This window comes from Pantoea sp. (genome assembly GCF_032114055.1).
Classification (GTDB): domain Bacteria; phylum Pseudomonadota; class Gammaproteobacteria; order Enterobacterales; family Enterobacteriaceae; genus Pantoea.
The window spans coordinates 365,233-382,675 of sequence record NZ_DAMCTB010000001.1; the positions used below are offsets into that span (position 1 = coordinate 365,233).

At 54.7% G+C, this 17,443-nt stretch carries 13 protein-coding genes, 1 tRNA gene and 1 other RNA gene (1 of these 15 cut by a window edge); 6 read left to right on the forward strand and 9 right to left on the reverse strand.

Annotated features, from left to right (window positions below):
- The 3 genes from RT657_RS01715 to RT657_RS01725 form a co-directional block, all read left to right on the forward strand.
- Positions 1-23, forward strand: a tRNA-Val gene (locus RT657_RS01715) (it extends 154 nt beyond the left edge of the window).
- A 344-nt stretch (positions 24-367) separates the two neighbouring features.
- The gene (gene pykF / locus RT657_RS01720; RefSeq protein ID WP_313651959.1) at positions 368-1,780 is read left to right on the forward strand and encodes a pyruvate kinase PykF; all 1,413 of its coding nucleotides are present in this window, start codon (positions 368-370) and stop codon (positions 1,778-1,780) included.
- Between the two features lie 303 nt (positions 1,781-2,083).
- Positions 2,084-2,320, forward strand: coding sequence for a major outer membrane lipoprotein (locus RT657_RS01725; RefSeq protein ID WP_003853216.1), 237 nt, complete (start codon positions 2,084-2,086; stop codon positions 2,318-2,320).
- Between the two features lie 80 nt (positions 2,321-2,400).
- On the opposite strand, the gene RT657_RS01730 is transcribed toward RT657_RS01725, so the two are convergent.
- The 7 genes from RT657_RS01730 to sufA are packed head-to-tail and all read right to left on the reverse strand — an operon-like array spanning position 2,401 to position 9,063.
- Complete coding sequence (locus RT657_RS01730; RefSeq protein WP_313651961.1) at positions 2,401-3,426, reverse strand: L,D-transpeptidase family protein; 1,026 nt, start codon at positions 3,424-3,426, stop codon at positions 2,401-2,403.
- A 56-nt stretch (positions 3,427-3,482) separates the two neighbouring features.
- Positions 3,483-3,899, reverse strand: coding sequence for a cysteine desulfuration protein SufE (sufE, locus tag RT657_RS01735; protein ID WP_313651963.1), 417 nt, complete (start codon positions 3,897-3,899; stop codon positions 3,483-3,485).
- A gap of 21 nt (positions 3,900-3,920) precedes the next feature.
- A complete protein-coding gene (sufS, locus tag RT657_RS01740; protein WP_313652687.1) occupies positions 3,921-5,144 on the reverse strand; it encodes a cysteine desulfurase SufS in 1,224 nt (407 codons plus the stop codon).
- Positions 5,144-6,424 (reverse strand): Fe-S cluster assembly protein SufD, encoded by a 1,281-nt coding sequence (gene sufD, locus RT657_RS01745; protein ID WP_313651966.1) that lies wholly within the window; start codon positions 6,422-6,424, stop codon positions 5,144-5,146. Before sufD ends, sufS begins: the two co-directional genes overlap by 1 nt.
- Positions 6,399-7,145, reverse strand: a complete 747-nt coding sequence (sufC, locus tag RT657_RS01750) for a Fe-S cluster assembly ATPase SufC (protein WP_313651968.1) — start codon at positions 7,143-7,145, stop codon at positions 6,399-6,401. Before sufC ends, sufD begins: the two co-directional genes overlap by 26 nt.
- A gap of 42 nt (positions 7,146-7,187) precedes the next feature.
- Positions 7,188-8,681, reverse strand: coding sequence for a Fe-S cluster assembly protein SufB (gene sufB, locus RT657_RS01755; protein ID WP_313651970.1), 1,494 nt, complete (start codon positions 8,679-8,681; stop codon positions 7,188-7,190).
- Positions 8,682-8,688: 7 nt separating this feature from the next.
- Positions 8,689-9,063 carry a Fe-S cluster assembly scaffold SufA gene (gene sufA / locus RT657_RS01760; RefSeq protein ID WP_111139079.1) on the reverse strand — a complete coding sequence of 125 codons (375 nt, stop codon included), beginning with the start codon at positions 9,061-9,063 and terminating at the stop codon, positions 8,689-8,691.
- A gap of 388 nt (positions 9,064-9,451) precedes the next feature.
- On the opposite strand from sufA, the gene RT657_RS01765 reads away from it, so the two are divergent.
- The gene (locus tag RT657_RS01765; RefSeq protein WP_313651973.1) at positions 9,452-9,856 is read left to right on the forward strand and encodes a hypothetical protein; all 405 of its coding nucleotides are present in this window, start codon (positions 9,452-9,454) and stop codon (positions 9,854-9,856) included.
- Positions 9,857-9,889: 33 nt separating this feature from the next.
- Here the strand turns inward: RT657_RS01765 and RT657_RS01770 are convergent, their stop codons facing one another.
- The gene (locus RT657_RS01770; RefSeq protein WP_313651975.1) at positions 9,890-12,943 is read right to left on the reverse strand and encodes an FAD-binding and (Fe-S)-binding domain-containing protein; all 3,054 of its coding nucleotides are present in this window, start codon (positions 12,941-12,943) and stop codon (positions 9,890-9,892) included.
- Between the two features lie 204 nt (positions 12,944-13,147).
- Here RT657_RS01770 and ydiK point away from each other — a divergent pair, with 204 nt between their 5' ends.
- Positions 13,148-14,266 (forward strand): AI-2E family transporter YdiK, encoded by a 1,119-nt coding sequence (gene ydiK / locus RT657_RS01775; protein ID WP_409520973.1) that lies wholly within the window; start codon positions 13,148-13,150, stop codon positions 14,264-14,266.
- Between the two features lie 291 nt (positions 14,267-14,557).
- Positions 14,558-14,666: antisense sRNA RprA (gene rprA / locus RT657_RS01780), an RNA gene on the forward strand.
- A gap of 68 nt (positions 14,667-14,734) precedes the next feature.
- On the opposite strand, the gene ppsA is transcribed toward rprA, so the two are convergent.
- Positions 14,735-17,116 carry a phosphoenolpyruvate synthase gene (gene ppsA, locus RT657_RS01785; protein ID WP_313651977.1) on the reverse strand — a complete coding sequence of 794 codons (2,382 nt, stop codon included), beginning with the start codon at positions 17,114-17,116 and terminating at the stop codon, positions 14,735-14,737.
- Positions 17,117-17,443 lie beyond the last annotated feature (327 nt).

The following is a 17,443-nucleotide window of genomic DNA, read 5'->3' on the forward strand; positions in this document are numbered from 1 at the left end:
TTCGAGTCCATTAGAGCGCACCACTTTCAGATATTCCTCAACTTGCGCAACTTCCCTGTTTTTGATCTGCATCGTTTCCCTCTACTGCTTTTTGATTGGTTTTCGTATACTTAGCGACTATACTGTGCCGCGTTGCTTACTTGAAAGGTTTCAGCGATCACGTGCTTACTGCGATAACTCAAATGATTTGCGCAACAACAGCGTGGTGGTTACCAACCGTAACCGCACAACTTCCCTGCACGCCTGGCCTTCGTCACCTATTCTTACTCAGTACTGCCCATTTCAGTCTCAATCAGAATTTTCACGTCGATGCACTGCCATCGGATTCCGCCCTTATTCATTCATCACAACTTACAGATAATCCGTCATGAAAAAGACTAAAATCGTTTGTACAATCGGCCCGAAAACCGAATCCGAAGAGATGCTGACCCAGCTGCTTGAAGCTGGCATGAACGTTATGCGTCTTAACTTCTCTCACGGTGACTATGCTGAGCATGGTCAGCGCATTTCAAATATGCGTGCTGTAATGCAAAAAACCGGTCATCAGGCCGCGATTCTGCTGGATACCAAAGGTCCTGAAATCCGCACCATGAAGCTGGAAGGCGGCAACGATGCGTCGCTGAAAGCGGGTCAGACATTTACCTTTACCACCGACCAGAGCGTCATCGGTAACAGCGAGCGCGTCGCGGTCACCTACCCGGGCTTCACGGCTGACCTGAAAATCGGTAACACCGTACTGGTCGACGATGGCCTGATCGGAATGGAAGTGACCGAAGTCACCGAGAACACCGTGGTCTGTAAAGTGCTGAACAACGGCGACCTGGGCGAGAATAAAGGCGTTAACCTGCCAGGCGTCTCTATCCAGCTGCCTGCGCTGGCAGAAAAAGACAAGCGCGACCTGATTTTTGGTTGCGAACAGGGTGTGGACTTTGTTGCCGCCTCCTTTATCCGTAAACGTTCAGACGTGCTGGAAATCCGTGAACATCTGAAACAGCATGGCGGCGAGCATATCCAGATCATCTCTAAAATTGAAAACCAGGAAGGCCTGAATAACTTCGACGAAATTCTCGAAGCCTCAGACGGCATCATGGTTGCGCGTGGCGACCTGGGTGTGGAAATCCCGGTAGAGGAAGTGATCTTCGCGCAGAAGATGATGATCAAAAAATGTAATAAAGCCCGCAAAGTGGTCATCACTGCGACCCAGATGCTCGACTCGATGATTAAAAATCCGCGCCCTACCCGTGCAGAAGCCGGTGACGTAGCCAACGCCATCCTCGACGGTACCGATGCCGTTATGCTGTCAGGCGAGAGCGCCAAGGGCCGTTATCCGCTGGAGTCGGTCACCATCATGGCGACCATCTGTGAGCGTACCGATCGCGTGATGAAGTCCCGCATCGACAGCGAAAACGATACCCGTAAGCTGCGTATCACCGAGGCCGTCTGCCGTGGTGCAGTGGAAACCGCTGAGAAACTGGAAGCGCCACTGATTGTGGTGGCAACGGAAGGCGGTAAGTCAGCAAAAGCCGTACGTAAATATTTTCCAAATGCCACCATCCTGGCGCTGACCACTAACCAGACCACAGCGCGTCAGCTGATCCTGAGCAAAGGCATCGAGACACGTCTGGTGACTGAAATCGCCTCAACTGACGATTTCTATCGTCTGGGTAAAGAAGCGGCGCTGGAAAGCGGCTACGGTCAGAAAGGCGATGTTGTGGTACTGGTTTCAGGTGCATTAGTACCAAGCGGAACTACCAACACCGCTTCTGTTCACGTCCTGTAAATCCGGCATTAGCTTTTATTTAGAAGCGCCTTTAACGGGCGCTTTTTTTATTTTTTCTTAAACCAAATGCCGGAAAATTCCAATAGAAAATAACTATTCAAATACTCTTAATATTAAGGTTAATCCGATTAAATCTCTCTGTTTTCGCTAAATTTTTTTATCATATTCTGGGATCCGCTGCTTCTTTGAGCGAACGATCAAATTTAAGCATGTTCTCATCAAAAATTTATTCTCAACTTAAAAAGCTTTGTGTAATACTTGTAACGCTACATGGAGATTAACTCAATCTAGAGGGTATAAATAATGAATCGTACTAAACTGGTACTGGGCGCGGTAGTTCTGGCTTCAACTATGCTGGCTGGTTGCTCAAGCAACGCTAAAATCGATCAGCTGTCTTCAGACGTTCAGACTCTGAACGCGAAAGTTGACCAGCTGAGCAACGACGTGAACGCAGTGCGTTCAGACGTTCAGGCTGCTAAAGACGACGCAGCTCGCGCTAACCAGCGTCTGGACAACCAGGCTCACTCTTACCGTAAGTAAGAGTTCTGGTTTAAAAATGGCGCCTTTATGGCGCCATTTTTTTTGCCCTGCATTATGTGCCCTTTCGGGCCGGCACGCGGTCAGGGCTGAACGGTTTTCGCTTCTGTCTCTGTATCCGGCGTCTCCGCCTCTTCAGTGCCCCTCTGCAGTCCTGCTGGCGGCACAGTATCACTCTCTACCGGCTCACCACTGCTGACCAGCACTGGCATCCCTGAGCGGCGCGCCAGACTGGCTTTAATCAGCGCGCTGTCACTCTTCCCGCTTTTCAGAAACTGCTTCATGTCACTGCTGAGAACAAGTGGCATTGTCTGCGGATCATCTTTATCGCTGCGCGAGAGTGGCTGATGCACTTCCACATAGCGTTTGCCATCCGGCTCAACCGCATACTTCACCGGCTGATTGATGATCTGCACCCGGGTTCCTTTCGGCACGGCAGTAAACAGCGCCTCAATATCCTCTGAACGCAGGCGGATACAGCCTGAGCTGACGCGCATCCCGATACCAAACTTCGCATTAGTACCGTGAATCAGATACTGCCCGGTGCCCCGGGCCAGGCGCATCGCAAACTGCCCCATCGGATTATCCGGACCGGCCGGGACGACGCCGGGCAGCGTAATACCCTCTTTCGCGTAGCGCTTGCGGATATTGGCCGTCGGCGTCCAGGTGGGGTTAGGGATTTTCTGGCTGATCTGCGTCACCATCACAGGTGTGGCTGCGCCCAGCTGCCCAATCCCGATAGGATAGACAAAGACCTTGTCTTCGCCTTTGGGATAATAGTAGAGGCGCAGCTCGGCCAGATTGACCACAATGCCTTCACGCGGTGTGTCCGGCAGAATCATCTGCAGCGGCACCGTTAATTGTGAGCCCGCTTTGGGTAGCCAGGGATCGGTACCCGGATTGGCCTCCAGCATCCCCAGCAGGCCGACCTGGTAACGTGCGGCAATAGCTTCCAGGGGCTGTTTGTCATCAGGAACCTGAGTCAGGACGTTTTCGCCAATCAGGCGACTGTCAGGCGGCGGCAGCGGATATTCCGTGGCGAATACGGGTGCAGAGAGCCCAGAGCAGGTCAGCAGCAATGCACCGGCTAAACGTAAAGCAGGTTTCATGCAATTTTCTCGTCAGATAAAAAAACAGACGCCGGATGGCGTCTGTGAAGTGTAACTTAGCTGAGGTTCTGAGCGGTATGGCGAATAGACCGAATCATCGCCTCCAGCCCCTGCGACCGGGTGGGCGTCAGGTGCTGCATCAGCGCCAGCTCGCCAAACCAGTGACGGACATCCAGCGCCAGAATGTCGGCGGGTGGCAGGTTTTGATAAAGGCTGAAAACGATAGCAATCAGTCCCTTAACAATAGCGGCGTCGCTGTCACCTTCGAACGCAATGGATCCATCCGCCTGCGGCGTCATGCGGATCCACACCTGGCTCTGACAGCCCGAAATAACGTTCTCAGGCTGGTGTAAGGTTTCAGACGATTCCGGCAGCTTTGAGCCCAGCTCAATGATGTAGAGATACTTCTCTTCCCAGTTGGCGCAGCGATTAAAGTTGCGAACCAGTTTCTCTTTATCAGGCAAATTCGCCATCAGTTACTCCGTTAAAGCTATTCAGCCACCCAGCAGACGATGAATGCGCGTCAGACCGGCAGCCAGACGATCCACTTCTTCTTCACTGTTATAGAAAGTAAAGGAGGCACGGCACATGGCAGGCACGTTGTAATGCTGCATCAGCGGCATCGCACAGTGATGCCCGGTGCGGATGGCAATGCCATACTGATCCAGGAAACTGCCGACGTCATAGGCGTGATGTTTGCCAAGATTAAAGGCGATGACGCCTGCGCGTGACTGAGGACCGTAGATCTGGATATCCGGAACCGTGCCCAGCTTATCCAGCGCATAGTTCATCAGCGCAGTTTCACGCTGATGGATCGTATCCAGCCCCAGCGCCTGCACATAGGCCATTGCCGCGCCGAAGCCGATGATGCCACCCGTGTTGGGCGTGCCCGCCTCAAAACGCCATGGTGCACTGTTCCAGCTGGTGCCGGTAGGCAGCACGACGCGATCGATCATCGACCCGCCGCCTTCCCACGGTGGCATGTCATCCAGCAGTGCTTTGCGACCGTAGAGAATACCGACCCCGTTCGGGCCATAAAGCTTGTGACTGGAGAAGACGTAAAAGTCGCAGCCGATATCCTGAACATCCACCCGGTCATGCATGACCGCCTGGGCGCCATCCACCAGCGTGACCACGCCAGCGGCTTTTGCCTGTGCGACAATCGCTTTTACCGGATTAACGGTGCCAAGTACGTTAGAGACATGGGTAACAGCCAGCAACCGCGTACGGCTGTCAATCAGCCCCGTCAGTTGCTCCAGCGCCAGCTCACCGTTGTCGTTCAGCGGCAGAACACGCACCTCGACGCCATTGCGCGCCGCCAGCATCTGCCACGGCACGATATTGGCGTGATGCTCCATCTCAGTGATGATCAGGTTGTCGCCCGCCTGGAGATTACTGCTACCCCAGGTGTTCGCCACCAGATTGATACCTTCGGTGGTTCCCTTGACGAAAACAATCTCTTCCTGCGACGCAGCATTGATAAAACGGGCAGCCTGATCGCGCACGTTTTCCATGTCACTGGTCGCCTGCTGGCTTAGCGTGTGGATACCGCGATGCACGGCCGCGTAGCCGTGCTGATAGAAATGACTCTCGGCGTTGATTACGGCGAGTGGACGCTGTGCGCTGGCTGCACTGTCAAGATAGGCCAGCGGATGACCGTTGACCTCACGCTGCAGGACAGGAAAATCCGCCCTGATACGTTCGAGATCGAAGTTCATCATACGTCGCCTCCGGGAAAACGTTGCGCAATACGCTGCAGCACGGCCTGACGGATCGCCTCATCTTCCAGAGTTTCCGTCAGCTCCGCCGCAAACGCGTGGATAATCATGGTCTGTGCTGCATCCTGTTCAATGCCGCGCGAACGCAGGTAGAACATCTGCTCGTCGTCGATACGACCAATGGTGGCACCGTGGCTGCACTTCACATCATCCGCATAGATTTCCAGCTGCGGTTTAGTGTCGACTTCAGAGAGTTTACCCAGCAACAGGTTGTTGTTGGTCATCTGCCCGTCGGTCTTCAGTGCATGCTGTGCCACTTTGATATGGCCGTTGAAAACCGCACGCCCTTTGTCACGTACGATAGTCTTATGCATCTGACGGCTGACACAGTGACCTTTGTTATGCTCCAGGTAAGTCCGGGTATCCGCCACTTCCTGTTTCACCGGCAGCACCAGGCTGTTGATGGCCAGCGTGCTATTTTCACCGTTCAGCTGCGTGCTGCTGTTGTGACGCGACAGACCGGCACCCAGCAGGAAGCTGGTGCTGCTGACCTGACCATCATTGCCAATCACCAGATCGTTGTGCGCAAAGTGATAGCTGGTGCTGCTTTCAAAGGCCAGTTTGGTGTGCGTCAGCTTCGCGTTGTCGCCAACCGCAAAGGTAAAGCGTGCGCCAGTGAAGTGAGCATGCTCACCCAGCGACACATAGTGCTCAATCACTTCTGCTTCTGCACTCTCTTCGAGCTGCAGATGATGACGATAGTGCACTGTGTTCATGCTGTCCGGCTTGCCGCTGGTGATATGCAGCAGGTAGAGCGGACGCGCCGCAGATTTACCGCGCGCCAGGCGCAGGGTCGTGACCTCTTCCGCCAGGCTCTCTGTCAGATGCAGGAACACCTCAGGCTGAACCGCAGCGGGCAGCGGGTGGCGCGCAGCGGCCGCACTGTGCTGGATCTCAAACAGTTCGCTGTCGCGGCTGCTGAAATCAGGCTGGAACTGGCCGTCCACGAAGACGAGCCGGATCGCGTCCAGCGGCAGGGCCAGCGCATCAACCTGTTCTGCGCTCAGGGTCTGAGGCGCATCAGGCAGTACGAACTGCTGAGACAGCAATGTGTCCAGCGGCGTGTATTTCCAGTTTTCATGCTTGCGGGTCGGCAGACCCACACGCATCAGTTGCTGCCAGTGCTGCTGAGCCTGCAGAGAGCGTTTGTCGCCGCGCGACTCAAACAGGTGATGCCACTGCTGCAGCGCAGAATCACTCTTCGTCGGTAAGCCAGCCATAACCTTGCTCCTCCAGCTGTTTCACCAGCGAGAAGTCGCCAGATTTCACGATTTTGCCCTGATACAGAACATGAACGAAGTCTGGCTTGATATAGTCCAGAATACGCTGGTAGTGGGTCACGATGATAAAGGCACGCTTCTCGTCACGCAGGCTGTTGACACCATTGGCAACGATTTTCAGCGCATCGATATCCAGACCGGAGTCGGTTTCATCCAGGATGCAGAGATCCGGCTCCAGCGCCGCCATCTGCAGGATATCGTTACGCTTCTTCTCACCGCCGGAGAAGCCGACGTTGACGGAGCGGGTAAGCAGATCTTCCGGCATCTTCAGCAGCTGAATTTTCTCTTCGATGAAGTCCTGGAAGTCGAAACGGTCCAGCTCATCCTGCTGACGATATTTACGCACCGCGTTAACGGAGGTCTGCAGGAAGAACTGGTTGCTGACGCCCGGAATTTCGACCGGATACTGGAAGGCCATAAAGACCCCTTCACCGGCACGCTCTTCAGGTTCCAGCTCCAGCAGATCTTTGCCTTTAAACGTCACGGAGCCGCCGGTGATTTCATAATCTTCACGGCCAGCCAGCGTCGCGGACAGCGTACTCTTACCTGAACCGTTCGGGCCCATGATGGCATGGACTTCACCCGGTTTAATTTCGAGATTCAGGCCACGCAGAATGGCTTTATCTTCAACACTGACCTGTAAATCTTTAATGCTTAACATACTTATTCCTTCACATTGCTTCCGGCAAGGCGTGTGACGGCATCAGCCCACACTGTGCTCAAGGCTGATAGCTAATAATTTCTGGGCTTCCACGGCAAATTCCAGTGGCAGCTCCGAGAAGACGTCTTTACAGAAGCCGTTCACGATCATCGAGATCGCATCTTCTTCACTAATACCGCGTTGCAGACAGTAGAACATCTGATCTTCGCCGATACGGGATGTCGTGGCTTCATGCTCAAGCTGGGCGGTATTGTTGCGGGTCTCCACATACGGGAAGGTATGCGCGCCGCAATCGGGCCCGATCAGCATCGAGTCACACTGCGTAAAGTTACGGGCGTTGGTGGCGCTCGGCATGATTTTCACCAGACCACGGTAGGTGTTCTGACTTTTCCCCGCCGAAATCCCTTTAGAGATGATGGTCGAACGGGTGTTTTTCCCGATGTGGATCATCTTGGTGCCGGTATCGGCCTGCTGACGACCGCTGGTCAGCGCCACTGAGTAGAATTCGCCTACCGAGTGGTCCCCGCGCAGAATACAGCTCGGGTATTTCCAGGTGATGGCGGAGCCGGTTTCAGACTGCGTCCAGGACATCTTGCTGTGGTCACCTTCACACAGCGCGCGCTTCGTTACGAAGTTAAGGATACCGCCCTCGCCTTCGCCGCCCGGGAACCAGTTCTGAACGGTCGAATATTTTACTTCCGCATTTTTGTGGATGATCACTTCCACCACGGCAGCGTGCAGCTGATAGGAGTCACGCACCGGCGCTGAACAGCCTTCGATATAGCTGACATAGCTGTCTTCATCGGCAATCAGGATCGTACGTTCAAACTGACCGGTTTTCGCCGCGTTGATGCGGAAATAGGTCGACAGCTCCATCGGGCAACGCACCCCTTTCGGGATGTAGACGAAAGTGCCGTCAGAGGCGACCGCTGAGTTCAGCGCCGCGAAGAAGTTATCGTTGGCCGGCACTACCGTGCCGAGATACTGCTTCACCAGCTCCGGATGTTCCTGAATCGCTTCGCCGAATGAACAGAAGATAATCCCCTGCTCTGCCAGCTTGCCGCGGTAGGTGGTGGCCACCGAAACGGAGTCAAAGATGGCGTCGACCGCCACTTCACGCCCTTCACGAACCGGGACGCCCAGCTGGTTAAACGCGTTTTCCACTTCCTGCGTCAGGTAGTCGCTGGCTGGCGCGCTGCCGGAGCCCTGCGTGACACCTGGCTCAGAGGCGCAGCTGTCATCACAGTTGCCGCAGGAGGGCGCGGAGTAGTAACTGTAATCCTGATAGTCGAGTTTTTCGTAGTGCGCTTTCAGCCAGTGTGGCTCTTCCATTTCCAGCCAGGCATGAAACGCCTTAAGACGAAATTCCAGCATCCACTCTGGCTCGTTACGCTTGGCCGAGATCGCCCGCACTACATCTTCATTGATGCCGTTGGCAAATTCTTCGGTTTGCAGTTGGGTAAAGAAGCCCTCTTTGTAGTTGAGCTTACCTTCCCAGATTTGTACATCGTCAGATGCTTCGCTGTGTCGTGACATATTTCACTTACTCGACGCCAAAGCTCTCACCGCACCCGCAGGCGTGCTGAGCTTTAGGGTTATTGAATTTAAAAATCTGATTCAGGCCTTCGCGAACGTAGTCCAGCTCGGTGCCATCAACAAATGGCATCGCCTGAAGCGGCACAAACAGCGTTGCGCCGTGGAATGAGAACTGCAGATCGTCTTCGACGGGTTCTTTTACTAAATCCATCACGTAGCCAAAACCGGCACAGCCGGATTGCTTTACGCTAAGCCGCAGACCCTTGACATCAGGGTCCTGAGCGGCCAGATTAAGAATTTGTTGCGCTGCGGTTTCAGTCAGCGTCAGCCCTTTCCAGACGAAGTCGTCAGGGGAGAAAGAGTCTGTGTTAACGGATGCCATGTTGATACCTCTTGAGTCAGGACCTTTTCAGGCTATCCCCCTATGGTAGTGATCTGACCAATCACTTCAACCTCTTGTTTTGCAGGGATAATCATCTTGTGCTGTTTTATTCGCCTGAATATTAAGCATAGCTGCTTCCGCCCACCCTGTGGTGAGAGAATCAGCCTCAATAAGCCAGTGCTAACCTATTAATAAATCACCCTTTTTAAAATAAGCACTTTTACTAAAAATCCTTATTGATAGGTTACGCCTTTCTGCGATGTAAATAGATTGTTATTCCCGATTATACCGACAGGCAGGATAAATCGATAAATTTTTCTGACTGCCCGTTGCAATCCAGGTATGGATGAATATGATAATTATTATCATTTACATTCATAGTGAGACTATGATGCTTTCCGTTTCTGCCTGGCTGCAACATCAGATCGATGAATATCACTTCTCACTACGGGATGTCTCCGTCGACTTTTATATGGCGCAGGCAAAGCTCGAACGAGCCGACTGCACGATCCATCAGCTACGTCAGTTTAACGATGCCTGTCAGGATATGGCAGAAATCTGCCAGTTGAACGGTGACGATCAGAGCTACCTGCACACCCTTGGTAAACTGCACTATCGTCTGATTCAGGAGATAGAAAATCCGGATCGCGATCGTCTGTTTCGCCTTCAGGCCTGGCAACTGGCGCGACTCTCCCTGACCCGACTCTGCCATCAGCTGGCTCTCATCGGCGAGTGGAATAAAGCCACCGAGCTGCAACGTGACTTTGTCCGTCACGCAGGCGGGATATTCTAATCCAGCCACTACGTGACGTCGCGCACAATTTATTTACATCAGGGCTAACAGAGCCTGAAGCGGATGGCGCATGCCGTTGCCTTCTACGCGGCTGACCTGACTGCGGCAGGAGTAACCGGTGGCCAGACAGCGCTGGCGTGGCAGCCGCTGAAGCTGTGGATGCCAGGAGAGCGCATAGATGCCCAGCGAGTTTTCAAGGTTTTTCGTTTCATGACCATAAGTGCCCGCCATGCCACAGCAGCCCACATTGATGTTCTCCAGTTTCGCGCCAAAACGGGCAAAGATCCCTTGCCACTGTTCGGGCGTCGACGGCAGCGCGGTGACTTCGGTACAGTGGGCAAACAGATACCAGGGCTCGCCGCTGGTGGTCTGCACCTCACGATCGCCCAGGGCGTGCTGCAGCCATTCATGCACCAGCAACACTGTAAAATCACCGCGCGCGTCACCCAGCGTCTGGCGATACTCGTCGCGATAGCAGAGCACCGTGGCAGGATCAACCCCGACCATCGGCAGCGCCAGTTTGGCCACCCGGTTAAGGAAATCAGCTGTGCGGGTCGCCGTGCGGGCAAACCGTTGCAGGAAACCTTTCACATGCTGCGCTTTACCATTGGGTGAGAATGGCAGCAGAACCGGCCGGAAGCCAAGCTTCTCAATCAGGCGGACAAAATCGTTCACCAGCTGCGCCTCATAGAAGCTGGTGAAAGGGTCCTGCACGACCAGCACATAACCGGCGCGTTCACTGGCGGGCATCGCCTCCAGCTGCTCCAGCGTCATGTTCATGGCGGGATGACCGCTCAGCTGCTGCTTCAGGTCGGGCGCGGAGAGCAGCGGCAGATCGACCATGCCAACGTGCGTTTTACATAACTCTTTGACCCACGGCTGGCGCAGGAAGAAGTTAAAAACTTTTGGTGCCTTCGCCATTAACGGCGCGTAGCTTTCCACGGCGGCGACCAGGTGGTCGCTGGCGGGTCGCAGATAGCGGGTGTGATAGAGCTGCAAAAAGCGCGAGCGGAAAGCGGGCACGTCGATCTTAATCGGACACTGGGTCGAACAGGCTTTACAGGCCAGACAGCCCGACATCGCCTCTTTCACCTCATGGGAGAAATCATACTCCCCTTTGCTGGCGTGCCAGCTGTTACGGGTCCGGGCGATAAGGGCGCGCAGGGAGAGACGACTTTCCGGTAACTGCTTCTCCAGCAGGAGCGGATCGACGCCCTGCCCGGCCAGCAGCCTCAGCCACTCCCGCGTCAGCGTTGCCCGGCCTTTAGGCGAGTGAATGCGATTGCGGGTAATTTTCATGGAGGGGCACATCGGACTGCGGGCATTGAAATTAAAACATAGCCCGTTGCCGTTGCACTCCATCGCGCCCCGCCACTCGTCCCGCACCGTTAACGGAATCTGCCGGTCATAGGTTCCGCGCGTCACGGCATCAACCTGCATCATCTCGTCGTGACTCTCTATCGGCGTGCAGATTTTGCCCGGATTGAGGCGATTAAGCGGATCGAAGGCGGCTTTGATACACCGCAGCTCGTTAAACAGGGTTTCGCCAAAGAAAGCCGGGCTGTACTGGGCGCGGAACCCTTTGCCATGCTCACCCCAGAGCAGACCGCCGTAACGCGCTGTCAGCGCCACCACTTCATCGGAGATCTGTTTCATCATCATCTCCTGCTGCGGGTCGCACATATCCAGTGCCGGGCGCACATGCAGCACCCCGGCATCGACATGGCCGAACATGCCGTAGCTCAGGCCACGGCTGTCAAGCAGTGCGCGAAACTCCACAATATAGTCCGCCAGCTTCTCCGGCGGTACGGCGGTATCCTCGACAAACGGAATCGGCTTTGCGCGGCCCCTGGCATTTCCGAGCAGACCCACCGCTTTTTTGCGCATGTTATAGATACGCTCAATGCCCGCCAGGTCATTGCAGAGCTGATAGCCAATCACGCCACCCTCCTGCTGCGCCATCAGCGTTTCAAGACGGGCACATAAGATGTCGATTTGCTGTTCGATCAGCGCAGCGTTATCACCGGCAAACTCCACGATGTTAAGCCCCTGCATCTCTTTGTCGGGCACGTCTGCGATCAGTTCGCGTACCGAATGCCAGACAATATCTTCACGCGCCAGGTTTAAAACTTTTGAGTCGACTGTTTCAACCGACAGCGCCTGTGCTTCCACCATGAAAGGGGCATTGCGCAGCGCGGAGTCAAAGGAGTCATACTTGATATTGACCAGCCGCCGCACCTTCGGCAATGGGGTGATATCCAGTCGCGCTTCCGTCACAAACGCCAGCGTTCCTTCAGCGCCACACAGCAACCGGGTCAGGTCAAAGGTTTGCATATCGTCACTGAAGACATGGCGAAGGTCATAGCCGGTCAGGAACCGATTCAGCTTTGGAAACTTCTCCAGAATCAGCGCGCGCTGTTCGCGACAGCGTGTCAGAACCTGCTGGTAGATTCGCCCTTCAGGTGTGGCCGTCTGCGCCAGGGTTTCCGCCAGCGCCGTCGCCATCGGTCGGGTATCGAGAATGTCGCCGCCCAGCAGCACGGCGCGCAGGCCCAGCACGTGATCTGACGTTTTGCCGTAGACCAGCGAACCCTGACCCGACGCATCGGTATTAATCATACCGCCCAGCGTCGCACGATTACTGGTCGATAACTCCGGCGAGAAGAAAAAGCCGAACGGCTTAAGCCAGGCATTCAGCTGATCCTTAACCACCCCCGCCTCAACGCGCACCCATCCTTCATCTGTATTGATCTCCAGGATGCGGTTCATGTAACGCGACATATCCACCACAATGCCCTGGTTCAGCGACTGACCGTTGGTGCCTGTACCGCCGCCACGCGGGGTAAACACCAGGCTGGCAAAACGGGCTTCGCCAGCCACGCGGGCCAGCAGCGCCACATCCGCTGTAGAGCGCGGGAACAGGGCCGCATCGGGCAGCAACTGATAAATACTGTTATCGGTGGAGAGTGAGAGACGATCGGCATAGCTGGTGGCCATGTCGCCGGTGAAACCCTGCTCTTTGAGAGACTCAAGGAACGTCAGCACCAGTTGAACGAGGCCCGGTGCCTGCGAAATCTGTGGGATCATGATTGTCTGACCGAAGGTGTTGTAAACGTTTGCGTTTATGCGTTAGCGATTTCCCGTTTTATCATATTTTTTCTGCGCCTGCCGTTTTTTCAGAAAAGCTAAAAAGCTTTTCCGCGATGCTGTTTAATCCCCGGCAAATAGCTCATGATGAAAACAGGCATCTGAATGTCTGAAAATGAAGGATTAAGACGAGGTTATGAGTCAATGATGAAAAGCCAGTACCGGGATATGGATCTACCGCAAATACTCTTCACCCTGATGTTCATTCTGCTGTTAATCGTTGCCTGCTTATGGGTTGTTCAGCCCTTTATTCTGGGCTTTGCCTGGGCCAGCATGGTGGTTATTGCCACCTGGCCGCTGATGCTGAAATTTCAGCGACTGCTGTGGGGCCGCCGCTCTCTGGCGGTCATTGTGATGACGCTGCTGTTACTGCTGCTGTTTATCATTCCTATCGCTCTGCTGGTCAGCAGCCTGATTGACAACAGCGCGCCGGTCATCGCCTGGGTGACGCAGGGACATACGATGCCTCAGCTGCTGTGGCTTAACGATGTGCCGATGGTCGGTGAAAAAATCTACGCCAGTTATGACAGGCTGGTGGCGAGCGGTGGCGCTGGCGTCATGGCCAAGATTCAGCCCTATATCGGCCGCACAACCGGCTTTTTTGTCGCGCAGGCCGGTCATTTCGGGCGCTTTATGATTCATCTGGGCGTGATGCTGCTGTTCAGTGTGCTGCTTTACTGGCGTGGCGAACAGGCGGCTCAGGGTATCCGCCACTTTGCTTTCCGCATGGCGGGACGACGCGGTGATGCCGCCGTGTTGCTGGCGGCACAATCCATTCGCGCCGTGGCGCTGGGTGTGGTGGTGACGGCACTGGTGCAGGGCGTGCTGGGCGGTATCGGTCTGGCGCTCTCCGGCATTCCTTACGCCACGCTGCTGACCGTGCTGATGATCCTTTGCTGCCTGGTGCAGATTGGGCCGCTGCTGGTGCTGGTTCCGGCCATCATCTACCTCTACTGGAGCGGTGACACCACCTGGGGAACCGTACTGTTGGTCTGGAGCTGCGTGGTCGGTACGCTGGATAACGTTCTGCGCCCGATGCTGATCCGCATGGGTGCCGACCTGCCAATGATCCTTATTCTCTCTGGTGTAATTGGTGGACTCTTTGCCTTTGGCATGATTGGTCTGTTTATCGGACCCGTGGTACTGGCCGTCTCCTATCGTCTGGTGTCCGTCTGGGTGCATGAGGCACCTCCGCCGGAAGATGACCCGCAGGCGGTGGCAGACGCCCTTGCCGATCATGAGGGAACCCCGCCCGCCGTGTGATCCGCAGTACATGTCTGCCGTGATAACCCTGCCCGCAGTAATGATTAGTGCGGTTAATGATGATTAACCGCACCGCATCCCGCCTGTTAGATAAATGACGATTTTCATTAATAGTTTTTAAGAAAAAAGCCATTCCTGAGCTGAAAACACCCTTTTCGGGTTAAAAAAGATTACTTTCCGCACTGTTTCTTAAGCCAAATGGCGCAGTAAAGGTAAAAAAAGATTATGGGCTTTAAACTAATAAGAGGATTCTTAAAGACTCCAGCCAGCGGTATGAATAACATGCTTCCTATGTTCTGAATCAAATGATTGATTTCCAGACCACCTTATTCCCCCTGAGTAGAGTAAAGAATTGCTGTGTGTAGTCTTTGCCCATCCCCTGTGATGGGCTTTTTTTTTGTCTGAACCCGATCAGGCGGAAATAAAAAAGGCCCGCACTGCGGGCCTTTGACGACGATGTTATCGGCGTCAGGATCGATTCATCTGCGCCAGACTCACCCAGGTTTCCACCACGGTGTCCGGGTTCAGCGAGAGGCTGTCAATTCCCTCCTGCATCAGCCATGCGGCGAAATCCTGATGGTCCGATGGCCCCTGGCCACAGATACCCACATATTTCCCCTGCTGCTTCGCTGCCCGGATCGCCATGGAAAGCAGTGCTTTCACCGCCTCGTTGCGCTCGTCAAACAGCGCGGAGACGACGCCAGAGTCGCGGTCCAGCCCCAGCGTCAGCTGAGTCATGTCGTTCGAACCAATAGAGAAGCCGTCAAAATGCTGCAGAAACTGATCCGCCAGCAGCGCATTCGAGGGGATTTCGCACATCATAATAATCTTCAGCCCGTTCTCGCCGCGCTTCAGGCCCTGACGCGCCAGTTCTTCCACCACGGCCTGCGCCTGCTCAACGGTACGTACAAACGGCACCATGATTTCGACGTTGGTCAGGCCCATCTCGTTGCGAACGCGTTTCACCGCCTCGCACTCCAGCGCAAAGCAGTCGCGGAAGCTGTCCGCCACGTAACGTCCCGCGCCGCGGAATCCCAGCATCGGGTTTTCCTCTTCCGGCTCATAACGTTCGCCGCCGACCAGGTTGGCATATTCATTGGTTTTAAAGTCGGAAAGTCGGACAATTACGCGTTTCGGTGCAAATGCTGCACCAAGTGTGGCAATTCCCTCAGTCAGCCGCGCGATGTAGAACTCCACCGGATCATCAAATCCTTTCATCATTTTGCGGATCTGCTGCTGCAGTTCTGGCGTCTGCTGATTAAACTCCAGCAGGGCTTTGGGGTGAACGCCAATCATACGGTTAATGATGAACTCCAGCCGCGCCAGCCCCACGCCTTCATTAGGCAGACAGGCAAAATCAAAGGCGCGATCGGGGTTGCCGACATTCATCATAATCTTCAATGGCAGCTCAGGTAGCGAATCGACCTGCGAACTGGTGACGTCGAATTCGAGCAGCTGATCGTAGACATAGCCGGTATCCCCCTCGGCGCAGGAGACGGTCACCTGGTGGCCCTCTTTTAGCCGGTCGGTGGCGTCGCCGCAGCCTACCACCGCCGGAATGCCCAGCTCACGCGCGATAATCGCTGCATGGCAGGTGCGTCCGCCACGGTTGGTCACGATCGCTGAGGCCTTTTTCATGATGGGCTCCCAGTCCGGGTCGGTCATGTCGGTAACCAGCACATCCCCTTTCTCAATCCGGTTCATTTCGCTGATGTCATGGATCACCTTCACCACACCGGCCCCGATACGATGACCGATGGCCCGGCCTTCGGCAACCACGCTGCCCTGCCCCTGCAGCGTATAACGCTCCATGACCTGACCATTTGAGCGAACGGTTTCAGGTCGTGCCTGAACAATAAACAGCTTGCCCGTGTGGCCATCCTTGGCCCACTCGATATCCATCGGCCGCTGATAGTGCTGCTCAATCAGAACCGCCTGTTTTGCCAGCGCCTGGACTTCCTCATCATTCAGGCAGAAGCGGTCGCGTTCGGCCTCCGGAACATCTTCGATTCGCACCTGCTCACCGTGCGCCTGGGAGTCGGCATAGACCATGCGGACCTTTTTCGAGCCCATGTTGCGACGCACAATCGACGGCCGGCTGGCAGCCAGCGTCGGCTTATGCACGTAAAATTCGTCCGGATTCACCGCGCCCTGCACCACCATTTCGCCCAGCCCCAGCGCCGCAGTAATAAAGACCACCTGATCGAAGCCGGACTCCGTATCAATCGTGAACATGACGCCGGACGCGGCCAGATCCGATCGCACCATGCGCTGAATACCGGCTGAGAGCGCCACACCACGATGGTCATACCCCTGATGCACGCGATAAGAGATGGCACGATCGTTAAACAGTGAGGCGAAGACATGTTTAACCGCAATCATCACGGCGTCGATGCCCTGCACATTCAGAAAGGTCTCCTGCTGCCCGGCAAAGGAGGCATCGGGCATATCTTCTGCGGTCGCCGAGGAGCGGACGGCAAAAGAGGCGTCAGCGTCGTCTGCCGAAAGCTGCTGATAAGCGTCCAGAATGGCGGACTCCAGCTCCGGCAAAAAGGGCGTTTCTACGACCCACTGACGAATCTGTCGGCCTGCTTTTGCCAGCGCATCCACATCATCAATATCTGTCTCATCCAGCAGCGCATAGATGCGCTGGTTCAGCCCACTCTGATCGAGGAACAGGTTAAACGCGTACGATGTGGTCGCAAAACCATTGGGCACGGAGACACCAAGCGACGACAGGTTAGTAATCATTTCACCCAGAGAAGCGTTTTTGCCTCCCACCCGGTCAACATCATGCATGCCAAGCTGGTTATACCAGAGCACAAGTGGCTGTTCGCCTGTAGTAGACATTGATCTTATCCTTTATCAGTTATTGATGAAGTGAGACAGGGAGTAATCGGTCTTCAGCCTGGCATATTGCCCCCGCGAGAACGATCTGTTGAATCGTTAAAGCAGAATTTCAGCCGCAGTTTCAGAATTGTAAACGCTTTATTTTACTGTTGCGCAACGTCGCTATTTTTTCCTAACAATAGGAAAAATAAGGAAATAATCTTTTCCGGACTTAATCACATCCCTGTTTTGTTGCGCAACAACGGTGAGACGTTTTCTGGCGGATAAACAGCAAAACAGGCGGTGGGTGAGTAAAGTCTCCTCTGCGGCAAAATCACGTCAGTCCGG

Excerpts from the sequence above, each read along its gene's own strand:
- sufC (WP_313651968.1), bottom strand. The coding sequence starts at position 7,145 with ATGTTAAGCATTAAAGATTTACAGGTCAGTGTTGAAGATAAAGCCATT.
- sufB (WP_313651970.1), bottom strand. The coding sequence starts at position 8,681 with ATGTCACGACACAGCGAAGCATCTGACGATGTACAAATCTGGGAAGGT.
- RT657_RS01725 (WP_003853216.1), top strand. The coding sequence starts at position 2,084 with ATGAATCGTACTAAACTGGTACTGGGCGCGGTAGTTCTGGCTTCAACT.
- pykF (WP_313651959.1), top strand. The coding sequence starts at position 368 with ATGAAAAAGACTAAAATCGTTTGTACAATCGGCCCGAAAACCGAATCC.
- RT657_RS01765 (WP_313651973.1), top strand. The coding sequence starts at position 9,452 with ATGATGCTTTCCGTTTCTGCCTGGCTGCAACATCAGATCGATGAATAT.
- RT657_RS01730 (WP_313651961.1), bottom strand. The coding sequence starts at position 3,426 with ATGAAACCTGCTTTACGTTTAGCCGGTGCATTGCTGCTGACCTGCTCT.
- sufS (WP_313652687.1), bottom strand. The coding sequence starts at position 5,144 with ATGAACTTCGATCTCGAACGTATCAGGGCGGATTTTCCTGTCCTGCAG.
- RT657_RS01770 (WP_313651975.1), bottom strand. The coding sequence starts at position 12,943 with ATGATCCCACAGATTTCGCAGGCACCGGGCCTCGTTCAACTGGTGCTG.
- ppsA (WP_313651977.1), bottom strand. The coding sequence starts at position 17,116 with ATGTCTACTACAGGCGAACAGCCACTTGTGCTCTGGTATAACCAGCTT.
- sufE (WP_313651963.1), bottom strand. The coding sequence starts at position 3,899 with ATGGCGAATTTGCCTGATAAAGAGAAACTGGTTCGCAACTTTAATCGC.
- sufD (WP_313651966.1), bottom strand. The coding sequence starts at position 6,424 with ATGGCTGGCTTACCGACGAAGAGTGATTCTGCGCTGCAGCAGTGGCAT.
- sufA (WP_111139079.1), bottom strand. The coding sequence starts at position 9,063 with ATGGCATCCGTTAACACAGACTCTTTCTCCCCTGACGACTTCGTCTGG.
- ydiK (WP_409520973.1), top strand. The coding sequence starts at position 13,148 with ATGATGAAAAGCCAGTACCGGGATATGGATCTACCGCAAATACTCTTC.